Genomic DNA, 18257 nt, shown 5'->3' with positions numbered 1-18257 from the left:
GAGCAGTCGACGATGGTATCCACGCATGATGGCGGCGCCTGGGCGCGCTTTTCCTCGGTTTTCCCGGTGTTGCTGCTGGCACAGCTGGTACTGGTCGCGATGGCGGTCAGCAACGGTGTTGCAGGTGCCGGCGGTGGTTTGCAGACCGGGACAATTGCCGGCATTGCCGGGGTCCAGGCGCTGTTGATGCTGTTGCGCACGGTGCCGCTGCTGATGCTGTTGTCATTGCCCTTGTTGATGATCAAGCGTGCCTTGCCGCGCACGATCGCCCTGGGCGTGTTGTGGTCGCTGTTCATCGTGGTACAGGTGCTGCTGGACCAGTACTTCCAGGTGGCGCACGTGCCGCTGGGCGCTGACCTGTTCGGCTACAGCATCGCCGAGATCCGTACCACCCTGGCCGATGGCGCGCCGTTGGGGCTGCGCGGGGTACTGGCGATGGCGTTGCCGTTGCTGGTGCTGTGGGTGGGGCTGCTGTGGTTGGCGCGCCGTGATGCGCGCGGTTCGACCGTAGGCAGCACGGTGCTGCTGGTGGCCGCGGGTATTGCCTGGATCCTGCCACTGCCCAGTGGCACGGAGGCCTTGAAGGACGTCGCCTCACGCGACCTGGCCTGCAACAAATTCGCCTGGTTCAGTGGTGACGTATGGCGCTGGTTCAAAGGCGAAACGGATGTCGCGGTGGTGCCCAGTGCCGTTGCCAGCAATGAAGCCCCGCTGGATCCGAACTACCCGTTCCTGCACCCGGAGCAGACCCCGGATGCCCTGGGCCCGAACTTCTCGCCAACCAGCGATGGCCGTCCGCCGAACGTGGTGTTGATCGTGGTCGAGGGCCTGGGGCGCTCATTCTCGGGGCCGCAGGCATCGCTGGGCAGTTTCACGCCGTTCCTGGATGAGCTGGCCGGGCGCAGCCTGTACTTCGACAACTTCCTCGCCAACCAGGGCCGTACCTTCGGCGTGCTGCCGACCCTGATTGGCTCGGCACCGTTTGCCGACGAGGGTTTTACCGGTCTGGGTGATCGCATGCCGGCGCATCCGGGTCTGTTCAGCGTGTTGCGCCAGCAGGGCTATAACACCGCCTTCTACAACGGCACCGACACCAACTTCGACAACGAGCGCGCCTACATGCAGGGCCAGCAGGTGCAGACGCTGGTCGACATGAACAACTTCGGCGAGGGCTATCAACGCAATCCATTCAGCGCCTGGGGTTACCCGGACAAGGAACTGATCTCTCGGGTACTGGCCGACAATGACAGCGTGCAGGCGCCGTTCCTTACCGCGATCCAGACCATCTCGATGCACACCAGCTACGAGTTCCCCGATCAGGACGTGTACCGCAAGCAGTTCGAGCAGCGCCTGCAGCAGCTGCAGGTGCCCGAGGCGCAGCGTGCCAGCTATCGGGCCAGTACCGATATCTACAGCACCATTCTGTATACCGACGAGCAGCTGCGCCGCTACTTCGCCTCGGTGGAAAAGACCGCGTGGTATCCCAACACCATCTTCGTCATCACCGGCGACCACCGCCTGCCGGAGATCCCGATGGGCGAGCATGTGGATCGTTACCATGTGCCGTTGATCATTTTCTCGCCGCTGCTCAAGCAGTCCAGGCGCATCCGCGCGGTGTCCTCGCAGCTGGACGTGACGCCGTCGTTGATGGCCTTGCTGTCCAATACCTACGGTTTGAAGCGGCCAGCGCAGACACCGTGGTTGGGCACCGGCCTGGACATGGCCGAGAGCTTCCGTAGCACGCGTCAGCTGCCGCTGAAGCAGACCAAGACCAGCGCGCCGGAGTATCTGGCCGGGCGTTGGTGGCTGCATGACGGCAAGTTGTACGAGTTGCAGGACGGCATGCACCTGGCCGCAACCGACGACGCCAGCGTGCGTGCCTGGGCCCTGCAACGGCTGCAGCGCTACACCCAGGCCAATGCGATCTTCATGCAGAAGAACGCGCTGACGCCGGAGGGCGCGACGCCCAGGCTGGTGGCGTATAGCGCACCGGCGTCCGCCGCCGAAGTAGCGGACGCACCGCTGGCGCACGGCTTGTCGCTGGCCTCGGCCGAGCTTGCGGCGGCCGCCGACGGGGTGCGGCTGACGGCGGTGTTCAGCAGCGGCGATCCCAAGCCCAGCCGGGTCTTCGTGCCACTGGCGGTGATGTCCGCTGAAGACGGTCGCGAACTGCAGGAAGTGTATGGGCAGGCCATGCAGCTACCGCCCGGTGGCAGTCAACAAGTACAGCTGCAGCTGCGTCTGCCGCAGGATTGCGGTGGCCACTGTTATGTATCCGTCTTCCCTTCCGACCCGGACAGCGGCAAGGCGATCGGGCAGGGCCGTTATCGCCTGCCGGTGGACGGTGCCGCCGCCGCGGAGAAGTCGCAATGAGCCGCGCGTTTGGCCTGGGCCTGCTGGCCGTGCTGTGTGTATTGCCGATGGCGCAGGCGGCAGCGGCCAGCCGCGCGATATGGACCTGGGAAGCCGAGTCGTACGCGATGATCGAGGATCCGGCGGTCGCCGATGAGGCGGTGGCGTATCTCAAGTCGCAGCGCATCGACACCGTGTATCTGTATGCCGATGCTTACAAGGACCGCAACCTCATCGTCGAGCAGCCGCAGCTGTACCGCGCCTTCATCGAGCGTTTGCACGGCAAGAACATGAAGGTCTATGCCTTGCTGGGTTCCTGGTACCTGAGCACGCAGAAGTACGTGTTGCCGGAGCACCGCAAGGAGGCCGAGGCGATGTTCCGCCGGGTGGTGGATTACAACGCCTCGGTGCCGGAGTCGGCGCGGTTTGATGGTGCCAATCTGGACATCGAGCCACATATTCTCGACGAGTGGGAGGACGACACCCGCGCGGACCTGCTGATTGGTTTCCTGGACATGAGCGCGGCGGTGATGCGCATCAAGCAGGAGAGCGGTGCGACCTTGGCGGTCGGCCCGGCAATTCCGTTCTGGCTGGACGGCATCGAGGTGGACTGGAACGGCCGTCATCGCCCGGTCAGCGAGCACACCATCAACATCTACGACTACGTGGCCTTGATGGACTACCGCGACAAGGCCGAGGGCCGGGACAGCATCCTGTCGCATGCGGCCAGCGAGATCGCCTATGCCAATGAAGTTGGCAAGAAGGTGGTGATTGGGCTGGAGGTTTCACCCAACGACATCAACAAGGTGACCTTCGACGAAGAAGGCCCGAAGGTGTTCGAGCAGGAAGTGCGCAAGGTGGAGCGTGCGCTGCGCAACGAGCCCTCGTTTGATGGTTTTGCGATCCATCACTACCGCGCCTACCGGCGCTGGGCGGGGCGCTACTGGGAGTAAAGGGGGCGAGGTCCTTTTTGTGCACGCTTCGCCCCCTCCCTTTTGCGTAGCAAAGGGGAGGGCCGGGGAGGGGTGCTCTTGCTTGAGCTCCCTCCCTTTTGCGCAGCAAAGGGGAGGGCTGGGGAGGGGTGCTTTTAAAGCCGTAGCCGCCCAGCAAAATCCAGCTCTCAAGCTGCGCTTCCCCGGCCTACCTTGGCGGTTCGAGTGCTCAAAGTCAGCCGCGAAAAGCACCTCTCCCCAACCCTCCCCTGCGCTGCGCGCAAGGGAGGGGGCAGATGGCTGCGCCCCCGCAGACCTCGCGAGTGCACGCTTCGCCCCCTCCCTTTTGCGTAGCAAAGGGGAGGGCCGGGGAGGGGTGCTCTTGCTTGAGCTCCCTCCCTTTTGCGCAGCAAAGGGGAGGGCTGGGGAGGGGTGCTTTTAAAGCCGTAGCCGCCCAGCAAAATCCAGCTCTCAAGCTGCGCTTCCCCGGCCTACCTTGGCGGTTCGAGTGCTCAAAGTCAGCCGCGAAAAGCACCTCTCCCCAACCCTCCCCTGCGCTGCGCGCAAGGGAGGGGGCAGATGGCTGCGCCCCCGCAGACCTCGCGAGTGCACGCTTCGCCCCCTCCCTTTTGCGTAGCAAAGGGGAGGGCCGGGGAGGGGTGCTCTTGCTTGAGCTCCTCCCTTTTGCGCAGCAAAGGGGAGGGTTGGGGAGGGGTGCTTCTAAAGCCGCAGCTACGTAGCCCGGGTAAGCGCAGCGCACCCGGGGGCGTGATCGCTCGATGGTTCATGGTGGGTGGCAACAGCCCCGGGTGCGCTGCACTTCCCCGGCTACCTTGGCGGCTCGCGTGCTCAAAGTCAGTCGCGAAAAGCACCCCTCCCCAACCCCTCAGGCCCGAAGGCGCAGCCTTCGGTCGTTCATCGGGCCGCGCGCCAGGGGCGCGCAAGCAGGCCCTCTTCACCCCCTGCGCTCCGCACAAGGGAGGGGGCAACAGCCGCGCAGCGGCTGCGCAAGCGTGCGCGGGCAGTGCTGCGCACAAGGGAAGGGGCAACAGCCCTTACAATGCGCCGATGGCGACGGAGCAGATTGAAATCTCGGAACGATTGGCGATACCGGAAACGGAGATCGTCGAACGCTTCGTGCGCGCCTCCGGCGCCGGCGGCCAGAACGTCAACAAGGTCTCCACCGCTGTGGAGCTGCGTTTCGATATCGCCAACTCGCCTTCCTTGCCCGAACCGCTGCGCGAGCGCCTGCTGGCCCGCCGCGACCGCCGGGTCACCAGCGAAGGCGTGCTGGTGATCGATGCGCAGCGTTTCCGCACCCAGGACCGCAACCGCCAGGATGCGCGCGAACGGCTGGCCAGTTTCATCCAGGCCAGCCTGAGCGTGCCCAAGGCACGCGTGGCGACCAAGCCTACCTATGGCTCCAAGCTGCGCCGGCTGGATCAGAAAAAGGAACGCGCGCAGGTCAAGCGCGGCCGTTCCACACGTAATTGGGAGTAGTGCTTGAGCAACACGCCACCGACCGTTCCGGTTGTTCCTGCCGCCGTCCCGCAGCGTAAAGGTGCCGCCTTCAGCCGTTGGCTGGGCCGCAGCATCCTGCGCCTGGGCGGCTGGCATATCCGTGGGCCGGTGCCGGACCTGGCCAAGGCAGTGGTGATTGCCGCGCCGCATTCCTCCAACTGGGATGGCCTGTGGGGCCTGGCGGCGAAGATGGCGCTGGGCCTGGAGGCGCGCATTCTCGGCAAGGACAAGCTGTTCTGGTGGCCGCTGAGCGTGGTGCTGCGCCGGCTGGGCGTGGTGCCGCTGGACCGCAGCTCCCCGCAGGGCACGGTGGGCCAGGCGGTGGCGATGATCCGCGACAGCGAACAGGTCTGGTATGCGCTGGCGCCCGAAGGCACCCGCAAGCAGGTGACGGAATGGAAGGGCGGTTTCCTGAAAATCGCCCGCATGGCCGATGTGCCCATCATTCCCGCGTATTTCCACTACCCGGAAAAGGTGATCGGCTTCGGTCCGGTCTTCCATACCAGCGGTGACGATGTGGCAGACATGGCCGCCATCCGCCAGTGGTACCGGCAGTGGATGGGTCGTAACCGCGGCACCGGCTGAGCCAGCGCGCCGGGCGCGGCTTGGCGCCACCATCGGCACATGCCGCAAACAGGCGAAGGGAGTAGGGTAAAGGGCTGTTCGAAGCCCGTTCCCAAGGAGCCGTTTCATGTCGCGTACCGTTGTCCTGGCCGCCGCCATCAGCCTTGCGCTGGCCGCCTGTTCCGGCAAGGAGTCCACCGCCCCCGTGACCGCCACCACCCCTGACCAGGCAGGCCAGCCGGCCGATGCCTCGACCAACCCGTTCATGACCGCCAGCTCGCTGCCGTTCCAGGCGCCGGCGTTCGACAAGATCAAGGACAGTGACTACCTGCCGGCCTTCGAGGAAGGCATGCGCCAGCAGCTGGCCGAGATCAAGCAGATCACCGACAACAGCCAGCCGGCCACCTTCGACAACACCCTGCTGCCGATGGAGAAGTCCGGCGCCATCCTGGACCGCGTCAGCCGCGTGTTCTTCAGCGTGGTGCAGGCCGATACCAACCCGGAGCGGCAGAAGATCCAGGAAGACGTGGTGCCCAAGTTGGCCGCCCACAGCGACGCCATCCACCTGGACCCGAAGCTGTTCGCGCGCATCAAGACCGTCTATGACGGCCGCGCTGAAGCCGGCCTGGATGCCGAGCAGCTGCGCGTGGTCGAGGAAACCTACAAGGGCTTCGTCAAGGCCGGTGCCGAGCTCAGCGATACCGACAAGGAAACCTTGAAGCAGTACAACGCCGAAGAGGCCACCCTGTCCAACGACTTCCACAACAAGCTGGTCGCGGCCACCGCCGCCGGTGCGGTGGTGATCGACGACAAGGCGCAGCTGGCGGGTCTGTCCGAAGGCGACATCGCCGCTGCCGAAGACGCGGCCAAGGGCCGCAAGCTGGACGGCAAGTGGGTGCTGAGCCTGCAGAACACCACCCAGCAGCCGGCACTCGGCTCGCTGCAGGACCGCGACGTGCGCGCCAAGGTGCTGCAAGCCTCGGAAACCCGCACCGAGCACGGCGATGCCAACGACACCCGCGCCATCATCCAGCGCCTGGCCCAGCTGCGTGCGGCCAAGGCCAAGCTGCTTGGCTTCCCGAACTACGCCGCCTACAACCTGACCGACCAGATGGCGCAGACGCCGGCCAACGCGCTCAAACTGCTGACCGACACCGTGCCGGCGGCCACCGCCAAGGCGCGCGGCGAGCTGGCCGAGATCCAGAAGGTCATCGACGCACAGAAGGGTGGCTTCAAGGCCAGCGCATCGGACTGGGACTTCTACGCCGAGCAGGTGCGCAAGGCCAAGTACGACCTGGACGAGTCGCAGATCAAGCCCTACTTCGAGATGGACAACGTGCTGCAGAACGGCGTCTTCTTCGCCGCCAACCAGCTCTACGGCCTGACCTTCAAGGAGCGCAAGGACCTGCCGGTGTATCACCCGGACGTTCGCGTGTTTGAAGTCACCGACGCCGACGGCCAGCCGCTGGCGCTGTTCTATGCCGACTTCTTCAAGCGCGACAGCAAGTCCGGCGGCGCCTGGATGGACGTGTTCGTCGAGCAGGACGGCCTCACCGGCACCAAGCCGGTGGTCTACAACGTCAGCAACTTCACCAAGCCTGCCGCCGGCCAGCCCGCGCTGCTGAGCTGGGACGACGTGACCACCATGTTCCACGAGTTCGGCCACGCCCTGCATGGCATGTTCTCCAAGACCAAGTACCCCAGCGTGGCCGGCACCGGCGTGCCGCGTGACTTCGTCGAGTTCCCGTCGCAGTTCAACGAGCACTGGGCCTCGGACCCGAAGGTGTTCGCCAACTACGCCAAGCACTACCAGACCAAGGCAGCGATGCCGCAGGAGCTGGTCGACAAGATCGCCAAGGCCAAGACCTTCAACCAAGGTTACATGACCACCGAGTACCTGTCGGCGGCGCTGCTGGACCTGGCCTGGCATACGCAGGGCGCTGACGCACCGCTGCAGGACGTGGACAAGTTCGAAGCCGATGCGCTGAAGCGCTACAAGGTGGACCTGGCCCAGGTGCCGCCGCGTTACCGCAGCAGCTACTTCGACCACATCTGGGGCGGCGGTTACTCGGCCGGTTACTACGCCTACTTCTGGGCGGAGATGATCGACCACGACGCCTTCGAGTGGTTCAAGGAGAACGGTGGGCTGAGCCGCGAGAACGGCCAGGTGTTCCGCGACAAGATCCTGTCGATCGGCAATACCCGTGACCTGGCGACGGCCTACCGCGATTTCCGCGGCAAGGACCCGAGCGTCGAGCCGCTGCTGCACAACCGCGGTTTGAAGTAAGCGGCCTTGAAACAAGCGCTCGCACTTGTGAGCGTGTGAAACCACGAACGGCAGGGGAAACCCTGCCGTTCGTGTTTGTGCGCGTGCTGTGCAGCAGGCTGCAGCGCGCTGGTGTTACTCGCAACGCACCTTGGTGATGACGTTGTTGGCATCGGTGTAGACGCGCAGGCGATCCTGGCGGATATCGCGGGAAACAATCGTGGTCGGGCCGATGGGATTGACCAGGCCTGCGCCACTCTCCTTTTTCAGGCGGCGCACGGTGGCTTCGTCATTGACCGTGCCCACTGCCCATTGCACGGAAGTATCGCTGCAGCGGCCGAAGTTGGGGTCGTCGCTGACCGGCGGCGCACTCAGGCAGCCGCTCAGGGCGATGCTCAGCAGGCCGCCGACCAGCAGCGGGCGGAGGATGGCAGCGGTGTGACGCAGTGTGATTTGAGGCATGGGGCAGTTCCTCCGTTCGAATATGTGCGGAGCATAGCAGTGGCCCATTGTCTGGTTGCTGTTTTTCAGGACTGCCAACCCTGTCGCGATAGGACAATGAATGGCTGTTAGGATCATTCCGATTGCATCTCTGACCTGATCCAGCAAAGGAAGCTCACCCCATGAAATCAGCCAAGCGATCCATTATTGCCGCCTGTGCCACCGTGTTGTTCGGAATGGCCGGCGTGCAGTCCGAGGCCGATGCCTGCACCCGTTTTGTCTACCACGGTGCTGGCAATGAAATCTTCACCGGCCGTTCGATGGACTACAAGATCGATACCGGTACCCATCTGTGGATGTTCCCGCGTGGTATGCAGCGCAGCGGCGAGACCGGCCCGGATACGCTGAAGTGGACTTCGCGTTATGGCAGCGTCATCGCCAGCGCCTACGACATCGCCACCACCGACGGCATGAACGAAGCCGGCCTGGTCGCCAATCTGCTGTGGCTGGCCGAATCCGAATACCCCGAGCGCAACAGTGGCAAGCCCGGCCTGGCCATCTCGGTGTGGACGCAGTACATGCTCGACAACTTCGCCACCGTCGAGGAAGCGGTGAAGGTATTGAGCGCCGAGCCCTTCACCCTGGTCAGCGATGCAGCGCCCGGCGAGCAGCGCCTGGCCACCTTGCACCTGTCCATCTCCGATGCCAGTGGCGACAGCGCCATCATCGAGTACATCAAGGGCAAGCAGGTCATCCATCACAGCCGCGACTACAAGGTGATGACCAACTCGCCGATCTTCGAAGAGCAGCTGGCATTGGAAACCTACTGGCGCCAGATCGGCGGCACGGTGATGTTGCCGGGTACCAACCGCGCCTCGGACCGCTTTGCGCGCGCTGCCTTCTATATCGATGCGATCCCCAAGTCGTCCGATCCGGTGGAATCCACTGCCAGTGTGTTCGGCGTGATACGCAATGTATCGGTGCCGTACGGCATCACCACCCCGGACCAGCCGAATATTTCCTCGACGCGCTGGCGCACGGTGTCCGACCAGTCCCGCATGCGCTACTACTTCGAATCCGCGCTGGCACCCAATGTGTTCTGGGTGGATTTGAAGAAGATCGATTTCAGCGAGCGCGGCAAGGTCAAGCGTCTGGACCTGGGCAACCAGCAGCGCACCATCTATTCGGGTGAAGCCAACGCCCAGTTCAAGGACGCCAAGCCCTTCCGTTTCCTGGGCGTATAAGGCGAGCAATCGCCGTGCCCGTGCAAGCGGGCACGCATCATCTGGAGCTTCAATGAAAACCCGATTCACCCGCAAATACCTGTGCCTGCTGTTGGCAATGGGCGGCATGCCGCTCGTGCACGCACAGAGCAACGACAACGACGACAGCTGGCGCTTCCAGGCCACGCCTTATGTGTGGATGAGCGGCATGGAAGGGCAAGTTCGGCCGTTCCGCAGCGCACCGATGGCGGACGTACACAAGTCCTTCTCCGAGCTGATGGACAGCCTGGACGCGGCGGCCTTCATCACCGGCACCGCGCGCCGTGGCAACTTCGTGCTGCAGGCCGATTTCACCCACGCCTCCACCTCGGATTCGACGCCGCTGCCGATTGGCGTGTCAGCGAACGTGAAAGTGAAGCAGACCTCGGCAACCGTGACTGCAGGCTATGCCTGGTTGGCGAATGAGCGCACCGGCATCGACCTGCTGGCGGGTGTTCGCTACTGGGATATCAATGCAGCGGTGAACGTGCCTGGCCTGGTGTTTGCCCGTTCGGATTCCACCTTCGTCGACCCGATTGCCGGCGTGCGCTGGCGGCAGGCGCTGAGCCCGCGCTGGAGCAGCATTGCCTATGTGGATGTGGGCGGTTTTGGTGTGGGTTCGGATTCGACCTGGCAGCTGTTGGCACTGGCCAACTACCAGGCAACGGACAACCTGTTCGTATCGATGGGCTACCGCCACCAGAGCCTGGATTACCGCGACAAGGGCAAGCGCCTGGACGTGTCCCTGTCCGGCCCGATGCTGGGTGTGACGTACCAGTTCGGTAAGCGGCTGTAGCTTTGGTCCCCTCCCTTTGGCCGAAGGCCAAGGGGAGGGTTAGGGAGGGGTGCTCTGAGCAGTAGCCCTCAAATGCCCAAAGCAAAACCAACCCCCTCCCAACCTCCCCCTTGGCTACGCCAAAGGGGAGGGGCAAAGCTTCGCCCCCTCCCTTTCGCGCAGCGAAGGGGAGGGCTGGGGAGGGGTAGCTTTTGACCGTGTAGAGCCGAGCCATGCTCGGCTGGAGCTTTACCGGGAAAGCCTCTGCCGAGCATGGCTCGGCACTACAGCTTCGCCCCCCACCTTTCGCACAGCGAAGGGGATGGGCTGAAGCAATCACTCCACCTCGCTCGGATCCGCCTTCCAATACCCGGTCGCGCGTATCCATTCCTTCGGCACCTGCAAATGCCCTTCCACAAACTTGCGCATCATCCGCGCACGCTTGGACTCGGTGGCAATCCAATAGTGCGTATCACCATCAGGCTGCTCGAAATCCACCAGCGCATCTTCCAGCAAGGTACTGCTGGCCGCATCAAAGCCATTGCGCTCGAACCAAGACACAGTCACCTGCGCTGAACTTTCCAGCGGCTGCCGATCACCCTCTTCCGGAATCTCGATGAACACCTCGGCCACCGCACCCTCCGGCAACTCTTCCAGGCGCCGCGCAATCGCCGGCAACGCCGTCTCATCACCAATCAGCACATAGCAGTCGAAGTCATCGGCCACCACATGCGAACCACGCGGGCCAGCAACGACCAGCTCGTCGCCAACCTTGGCATTGGCAGCCCAAAGCGTCGCCGGGCCATCACCATGCAGCACGAAATCCAGCACCAGCTCGCCAGCGTCAGCATCGTAAAAACGCGGCGTGTAATCGCGCGCCGGTGAAGGCTGCTTGCCTTCCGGATAGCGCGGGCCCTGCTCGGTGAGTTCCGGCAATACAAATTCGCCTTCGGCATTGGCGAAGAACAGCTTCACGTGGTCATCCGGTGAGCGGCTGTCAAAACCTTCCAGCGCATCGCCGCCTACAACAACGCGCTGCATGTTCGGGGTCAGGCGTTCCGTGTGCACTACCTGCAGCTGGCGGAAACGCGGAGTCATGCGGATCAATTGGGTTTCATGCTGTGACATGGGGGTACCTGGGGTCAGTGTCGGCAAGGCCGGGAGACCGTGGCTGGATCGCTCTGGCTGGGTCGTAATGAACAACGGTGGTGCGAATCAGTTTTCCTGCGACTGCTGCTGTACCAGCGCAGTCGCCTCTGCAATCAAACCGGCAATGCGCGCGACATCGGCATCCTGCCAATCGCCCTTGCGCAACATCAACGAATGGGTGAACTGGTGCATGGCATCGCGCAGTGGCGCCGGCAGGCTTTCCCTGGCGATGACGCGCGAGTTGTGGCGCGCACGCATGCGCGCGGTTTCCACATCCTCGGCGCGCAGCTTGAGCTGGGCCTGGCCCAGGCTGGTGATGTGGTAACGCTTGCGCCCGCCGTCTTCCTCGGCGCTTACCCAGCGCTGCTTCTCGAAGTCGGCCAGCAGCGGATACACCGAGCCTGCGCTGGGCGTGTAGACGCGCACGAACATCTCGCTGATCTGCTGGATCAGCTCGTAGCCATGACGCGGCTGCTCGCCGATCAGGGCCAGCAGCAACAGGCGCAGATCGCCACGGCCCAAGGGGCGCGGGGTGGGGGAGCGGCGGGGTTCCGGGCTGGTCATGGCAGTTTTCGATATATCGAATTTGCGCAAAACGATATATCGAAAACTCTTCAGGTGCAAACGGCATCGCTTCCCGTGGGACGGTGCAGGCCAGCAGGGCTTGCATTCATTGTCCATTGCTGCATTGCAGCATGACTGGCTTGTCACCGCCCTGACCTCTGCCGATGGCAAGTTCGCCCGGTGTTTAGTGCCATTAAGCGTCTGCACGGCGATACCCGGCCTGTCCATGGCTGTCCGTGGCGGTGCATGAGAACTGTCGCGAAATGTCTTGCAGACACTGGCTCTTGGCACTCCATACGCATGCGTAGCCAGCTTGGCAAGGTACCGGGTGCGCTACACTTTACGGCTCAAAATAATGACAAGCGCGCGCGTGCGTGCAGTAACTGGGAGCGCTAATGAACTGGTTGAACGAGATGCTTGATAACGACACGAATCCCCTGGAAACCCAGGAGTGGATCGAGTCGTTGAAGGCCGTTATCGATGTCGAGGGCCCCGAGCGCGCACATCAGTTGCTGGAAGGCATGGTTGAACTGACCCGTCGCTCGGGCGCGTTCCTGCCGTTCTCCCCCACCACCGAATACGTAAACACCATCGAGCCGCAGCTGGAAGCCAAGAGCCCCGGCAATGCGGAACTGGAATGGCGCATTCGTTCCATCATCCGTTGGAACGCGATGGCCACCGTCGTGCGCGCCAACCGCAAGCCGGGCGACCTGGGCGGCCACATCGCCTCGTTCGCATCGGGTGCAACGCTCTATGACGTGGGCTTCAACCACTTCTGGCGCGCGCCCAGCGACAACCACCCGGGCGACCTGCTGTTCATCCAGGGCCACAGCGCCCCGGGCATCTATGCGCGTTCCTACCTGGAAGGCCGCATCAGCGAGCAGCAGCTGGACAAGTTCCGCATGGAAGTGGACGGCGGCGGTCTGTCGTCATACCCGCACCCGTGGCTGATGCCGGATTACTGGCAGACCCCGACCGTGTCGATGGGCCTGGGCCCGCTGGCGGCTATCTACCAGGCGCAGTTCCTGCGTTACCTGGAAAACCGCGGCCTGATCGAGAAGAGCGACCGCAAGGTGTGGTGCTTCATCGGCGACGGCGAGTCGGACGAGCCGGAAACCCTGGGCGCCATCGCGCTGGCCGGCCGCGAAGGCCTGGACAACCTGATCTTCGTCGTCAACTGCAACCTGCAGCGCCTTGATGGCCCGGTGCGCGGCAACGGCAAGATCATCCAGGAACTGGAAGGCGTGTTCCGTGGCGGCGGCTGGAACGTGATCAAGCTGCTGTGGGGCGGTTACTGGGATGCCCTGCTGGCCAAGGACACCAATGGCGTCCTGAAGAAGCTGATGATGGAAACCGTCGACGGCGAATACCAGAACTGCAAGGCCTTCGGCGGCGCGTATACGCGCGAGCATTTCTTCGGCAAGTACCCGGAAACCGCAGCCATGGTCGCCGGCCTGTCCGACGACGACATCTGGCGCCTGAACCGTGGCGGCCACGACCCGCACAAGGTGTACGCCGCCTACCACCAGGCCGTGAACACCAAGGGCATGCCGACCGTGATCCTGGCCAAGACGGTCAAGGGCTACGGCATGGGCAGCGCTGGCGAAGCGCTCAACCCCACCCACCAGACCAAGAAGCTGGACGACGAATCGGTCCGCCATTTCCGCGACCGTTTCAACATCCCGGTCACCGACGAGCAGCTCAAGGACGGCCAGGTGCCGTTCTACCACCCGGGCCCGGATTCGCCGGAAGTGAAGTACCTGCAGGAGCGTCGCGCTTCGCTGGGTGGCTACCTGCCGCAGCGTCGCCAGAAGGCCGACAAGTCCTTCGTCGCACCGAAGCTGGAAACCTACGAGCGCCTGCTCAAGGAATCCGGCGAGCGCACCTATTCCACCACCATGGCCTTCGTGCAGACGCTGAACATCAGCCTGCGTGACAAGGAGCTGGGCCCGCGCCTGGTGCCGATCGTCGCCGACGAAGCGCGTACCTTCGGTATGGAAGGCCTGTTCCGCCAGATCGGCATCTACGCGCCGTACGGCCAGAAGTACAAGCCGGTCGACGCCGACCAGCTCATGTACTACCGCGAAGACCAGAGCGGCCAGGTGCTGCAGCAGGGCATCAGCGAGCCGGGTGCCATGTCCTCGTGGATGGCGGCCGGTACCAGCTACTCGGTCAGCAACGTGCCGATGCTGCCGTTCTACATCTACTACTCGATGTTCGGCTTCCAGCGCATCGGCGACATCGCCTGGCAGGCAGCGGACATGCGTACCCGCGGCTTCCTGCTCGGCGGCACCGCTGGCCGCACCACGCTGAACGGCGAAGGCCTGCAGCACGAAGATGGCTTCAGCCACATCGTCGCTGGCGGCATCCCGAACGTGCGCAGCTACGACCCGACCTTCGGTTTCGAAGTAACCGTCATCCTCCAGCACGGCACCAAGGCCATGATGGAAGACCAGATCGACGAGTACTACTACATCACCCTGATGAACGAGAACTACGCCCACCCGGCCATGCCGGAAGGCGCAGCCGAAGGCATCATCAAGGGCATGTACCTGCTCACCGACGCCGGCAAGCCGAAGAAGGGCGAGCTGCGCGTGCAGTTGCTGGGCAGCGGCACCATCCTGCGCGAAGCCATTGCAGCGGCCGAACTGCTGGACAAGGATTTCGGCGTCACCGCCGACATCTGGAGCTGCCCGAGCTTCAACGAACTGCGTCGCGACGGTTTCGACGCCGAGCGCTGGAACCGCCTGCACCCGGAAGCCGAACCGCGCAAGCCGTATGTCACCGAGCTGCTGGAAGGCCGCCAGGGCCCGGTCATTGCCGCCACCGACTACGTGCGCGCCTACACCGACCAGATCCGTGCTTTCGTGCCGGCTACCTACTCGGTACTGGGCACCGACGGCTTCGGCCGTTCGGACACGCGTGCCAACCTGCGTCGCTTCTTTGAGGTTGACCGTTATTACATCGCGCATGCGGCCATTGCGGCGCTGGCGAAGGATGGGAAGATGACGGCTAAGGATGTTGCGCGGGCGATCAAGCAGTATGGGATTGATCCGGAGAAGGCTAATCCTGTTGGGGTTTGATCAGGCATTTTATTGACGAAAAAGGGCGGCCGATGGTCGTCCTTTTTTGTGGACAATTGTTTTGATACAACAAATAATCAGTCAATGGCGGATTTGGCTGGTCGTTTACACCAAGGTTTGGATATGGAGGTTCAAGATGAGAGCGGTCCTTTGTCTGAAAGATCTACGTATTGATGCATTCAATGTTTTGTTTGAAGTTGAAATCGGCGAATACTATCGCCTTGTAGCTCCAGTATTGAAGAAGAACGAATTTCAAAGGAAAAGAGTAAGTGCTTCAAAAACTGTTTATTCCTTGCTAAGGCATGATTTGCGGCGTCAGTGTGTTATCCCGCCAGTAGTGCTTGCGCTAACCGCAACGGCTGGAGATCAAATAGACGAGCAGGATCTTTCCTCGTTTGAAAAATTCCTGGACGCACATAAAGAGAGTCTCGTAATTCTAGATGGTCTTCAGCGGACTCACACCATTCTTGAGGTTATAGAGGAGCTCAAGTCTGAGGGGGACGATGTCGGGCTCGAAGGGCTTCTTCGGTCAAAAATTAGAATGGAGGTGTACTTCGGAATTAATCGCCTTGGAATTCTCTACCGAATGCTGACTTTGAATACGGGTCAGACTCCGATGTCTCTGAGGCAGCAAATCGAAATTCTATATCTCGACTACCTGAATAAGGTTCGTGACGGAATTGAGCTCGTTCGCGAGGCTGATGGGAAACCTGCATCTGGAATTAATCAGTATAATTTCAGGGATATCGTGGAAGGGTTTAACTCATACCTTGATAGGGATGAGTTGCCAATTGAGAAGTCTGATCTCCTGGAAAATATTGGGAGCTTGGAGAAGCTCTCCAAGGAGAATCAGTCTACTGAGCTTTTTGAAGAGTATCTCAAGGGGTTTTCGAGTTTTATAAATAAAATTAATGAAATTGCAGGCTCTCAAGAGCTTGATGAGGATTATCTTGAGAGGAATTCAAGTCCTTTCGGGAAGTCTTTCATCCAGGTATTCAAGAAGCCGCAGGCTATGTCCGGCTTCGGTGCGGCCATCGGTAGGCTTGTTGATTTTGAAGTGGTCAAGAATTTCGACGAAATAGTTGAACTGATCGAAGGCCTGGAAATTGATGATCCTGCTGAGACGCTAGAAGAAATCAATACATCGTTGGCGTGGTTAAAGGACAATACCAAGAAAATTGGCAACGCTCAGCGGTCATTCTTCAGTTACTTCTTCCGGGAGTTATTCAATAAGGAGGGGGACTCAAGCCTGGATTTGGCGAAATCTGCCAAGTCTGCGCTCAGGAAGTATCAGGGACAGAACATGTAATGGAAGGTGAGCGATGCCTGTTATATTTAAGTGTGGCGATGAATCGAGGCCATACACTGTAGAATATCGGGATAATTCTTTGTTTGTTTTAGTGGATGGCTGTGATCCGATTGAAGTTGGATCTCCGCTGGCACTTGATGCATCGTTTGATTTGGAGGAATTTGACGTCTATCTTTTGGATAGTCCCGACATACGTGAGAATGATGTTAGGCAGGTCTTTAACAAGATTGTAGGGGATAAGGCAAGAATCGGATGGGCGATACCAGTGCTGAGCCTTATTTCGGATCAGCACGATTTTGCTTCGGATGAACACTTTCTGAGGTATTCATACGTTGCTCTCGCAAAATCACTGAGTGCCCTGGCTGAAGACGTGATTTTTGATGTTTCTGACTTGAGCTGCATTGAGCCGCTCGAGATTCTTGGAGAAAGCGCGGTTATCTTAGTAGTTTCAAGGTCAACATTGAAGAATGGGCACGACTTCGAATTTAGGCGGGCGCTCCCATCCTTTGTAAGTTACGGCTATTCCTCTAGATATATTGAAGACGATAGAAACCATCCGTGGGTAATGCGCGACCCCACTACGAAATCGATCACAATTGTCCAGTCTGCAAAAACTCCCGATGACCATGACATGGTTGTAGCCATGCTTAACGGATTCGTGTCTTCTCAACGATCAGTAGCGCTCCAGTTCTTTTATCTATATCAGATTATTGAACTTCTAATGGAGCGCGTTGTAACTTTTCGGCAGGTGGAGATCGCTGATTCGATCACTCGCGCGGGATCTAACTCCTCTTTGATAAAAGCGGCTCTTGATAAGATTGGGGAAATTAACTCGGAAAAGTCAAGAATGAATCTTGTTGTAGATCGCTACGCGCGTATGGGAGCGGAGCTCAGTGATCTCAAGATCCAATGCAATCGTTTGAAAGTGAAATTGGGGATGGATACCGGCGAAAGCATGGCGGAGTATCTCTATCCGCTGAGAAACTACATATTTCATAATTTTAGATCATTCCCGAAAGACGCGGAGGCGGAGTTGAGATCTGTGGTGTCGTCATTGCTTGCCGTAATGCCTCTATTCCTCGCAAGGTTCGAGGCTCCCTAGTGCGGTGATTTCAAGAGTGTCACTCCCCGTATTTCAATGCCAGGCTAAATTAGAGGTTTCCGGTTCGTGGAAAACAGGGGTCGGAAAACAGGGGTCAGAGTCGAGTTTCTAGTTCTCTGGCGCTTGCTTCTCGGGACGACCGCCTTTGCCGGGCATCAGGCTGCGGCTAAGCTGCGCTTCGATCGCCGCCTGGAATCGTTCGTTGCCCATGCGGAAAAATGGGTCAGAGTCTCATAAGCTCTCAACTGGGACAGCAGCGCTGTTCGCCCAAGACTGAAATGCCACGATGCGCGTAAACCCGTCCCGTTGGAGCGGGCTAAGAAAATATGAAAACAGGGGTCAGAGTGAGATTTATGCTCTGGCTTTTGACTCGTTATGCTGATAATCGCGAATAAACTTGCCGCAGCGCCTTTTGCATAAGTTCCGTCAGTTCCGTGTCGGCATGATGAAGAATGTTGAGGCTGCGCAGTGCGCGCGTCATCGCCACATACAGTACCCGGATATGTGAACGCGCCTGCACTCAGCACGGAAAGGCTGTGCTGCCAAGGATCACCTTAGCGGTTGATCCTACTTTGGGGTGTCCAAGAAATTGGAAGAAAATATGGGTCAGAGTCAGGTTATTTCTCTCTGGCCCCTGTCGGCTGCGGTCGGCCAATTCTCAACGAAGGATTCCGTCCGATTTGCGGGGAGGCCACAGATCACTTATGTGGAAACCGGGGGCAAAGTCGCTTAAATTTACGACTGAGATAGCAGCGCTAAGAAAACAGGGGTCGAAAACAGGCGAAAACAAGGGGGCAGAGTCGGGTTAAACCCCGGAGAAAACAGAGCGCGAAGTCGAGCGAAATCACGGTTCGGGGCCGATTAGGACCGAGTCTAATGCCTCGACGTCCCCCCGGCCTGAGTAGAGGTCGGGTTTAGAGTCCGGTTTTGATCTTAT

Annotated in this window: 13 protein-coding genes; 10 read left to right on the top strand and 3 right to left on the bottom strand. The window is 60.7% G+C overall.

All coding sequences use genetic code 11. From position 1 onward, the window contains the following. Positions 1–12: 12 nt before the first annotated feature. From RT131_RS17495 to dcp, 5 genes are all read left to right on the top strand, one after another. Positions 13–2373, top strand: coding sequence for an LTA synthase family protein (locus tag RT131_RS17495; protein WP_313174044.1), 2361 nt, complete (start codon positions 13–15; stop codon positions 2371–2373). Next, positions 2370–3305 carry a hypothetical protein gene (locus tag RT131_RS17490; RefSeq protein ID WP_313174043.1) on the top strand — a complete coding sequence of 312 codons (936 nt, stop codon included), beginning with the start codon at positions 2370–2372 and terminating at the stop codon, positions 3303–3305. Before RT131_RS17495 ends, RT131_RS17490 begins: the two co-directional genes overlap by 4 nt. A gap of 1047 nt (positions 3306–4352) precedes the next feature. Next, positions 4353–4784, top strand: a complete 432-nt coding sequence (arfB, locus tag RT131_RS17485) for an alternative ribosome rescue aminoacyl-tRNA hydrolase ArfB (RefSeq protein ID WP_313174042.1) — start codon at positions 4353–4355, stop codon at positions 4782–4784. A 3-nt stretch (positions 4785–4787) separates the two neighbouring features. Further along, positions 4788–5390, top strand: a complete 603-nt coding sequence (locus RT131_RS17480; RefSeq protein WP_313174041.1) for a lysophospholipid acyltransferase family protein — start codon at positions 4788–4790, stop codon at positions 5388–5390. A gap of 106 nt (positions 5391–5496) precedes the next feature. Beyond that, complete coding sequence (gene dcp / locus RT131_RS17475; protein ID WP_313174040.1) at positions 5497–7656, top strand: peptidyl-dipeptidase Dcp; 2160 nt, start codon at positions 5497–5499, stop codon at positions 7654–7656. A 114-nt stretch (positions 7657–7770) separates the two neighbouring features. On the opposite strand, the gene RT131_RS17470 is transcribed toward dcp, so the two are convergent. After that, a complete protein-coding gene (locus RT131_RS17470; RefSeq protein ID WP_313174039.1) occupies positions 7771–8097 on the bottom strand; it encodes a hypothetical protein in 327 nt (108 codons plus the stop codon). 215 nt (positions 8098–8312) lie between these two features. On the opposite strand from RT131_RS17470, the gene RT131_RS17465 reads away from it, so the two are divergent. Beyond that, positions 8313–9320 (top strand): linear amide C-N hydrolase, encoded by a 1008-nt coding sequence (locus RT131_RS17465; RefSeq protein ID WP_313174095.1) that lies wholly within the window; start codon positions 8313–8315, stop codon positions 9318–9320. Between the two features lie 52 nt (positions 9321–9372). Further along, on the top strand, positions 9373–10134 hold the full coding sequence (locus RT131_RS17460) for a hypothetical protein (RefSeq protein WP_313174038.1): 762 nt from the start codon (positions 9373–9375) through the stop codon (positions 10132–10134). Between the two features lie 315 nt (positions 10135–10449). Here the strand turns inward: RT131_RS17460 and RT131_RS17455 are convergent, their stop codons facing one another. Next, entirely contained in the window at positions 10450–11241 is a 792-nt protein-coding gene (locus RT131_RS17455; protein WP_313174037.1) for a siderophore-interacting protein, read from the bottom strand. Positions 11242–11328: 87 nt separating this feature from the next. After that, on the bottom strand, positions 11329–11826 hold the full coding sequence (locus RT131_RS17450) for a PadR family transcriptional regulator (RefSeq protein WP_313174036.1): 498 nt from the start codon (positions 11824–11826) through the stop codon (positions 11329–11331). Positions 11827–12221: 395 nt separating this feature from the next. On the opposite strand from RT131_RS17450, the gene aceE reads away from it, so the two are divergent. From aceE to RT131_RS17435, 3 genes are all read left to right on the top strand, one after another. Then, complete coding sequence (gene aceE, locus RT131_RS17445; RefSeq protein WP_313174035.1) at positions 12222–14909, top strand: pyruvate dehydrogenase (acetyl-transferring), homodimeric type; 2688 nt, start codon at positions 12222–12224, stop codon at positions 14907–14909. 136 nt (positions 14910–15045) lie between these two features. After that, the gene (locus RT131_RS17440) at positions 15046–16218 is read left to right on the top strand and encodes a hypothetical protein (protein ID WP_313174034.1); all 1173 of its coding nucleotides are present in this window, start codon (positions 15046–15048) and stop codon (positions 16216–16218) included. A 13-nt stretch (positions 16219–16231) separates the two neighbouring features. Further along, positions 16232–17320 carry a hypothetical protein gene (locus RT131_RS17435; RefSeq protein WP_313174033.1) on the top strand — a complete coding sequence of 363 codons (1089 nt, stop codon included), beginning with the start codon at positions 16232–16234 and terminating at the stop codon, positions 17318–17320. Positions 17321–18257 lie beyond the last annotated feature (937 nt).

The organism is Stenotrophomonas sp., from assembly GCF_032066555.1.
Classification (GTDB): Bacteria; Pseudomonadota; Gammaproteobacteria; order Xanthomonadales; family Xanthomonadaceae; genus Stenotrophomonas.
This window is presented reverse-complemented; position numbering and strand designations above follow the sequence as displayed.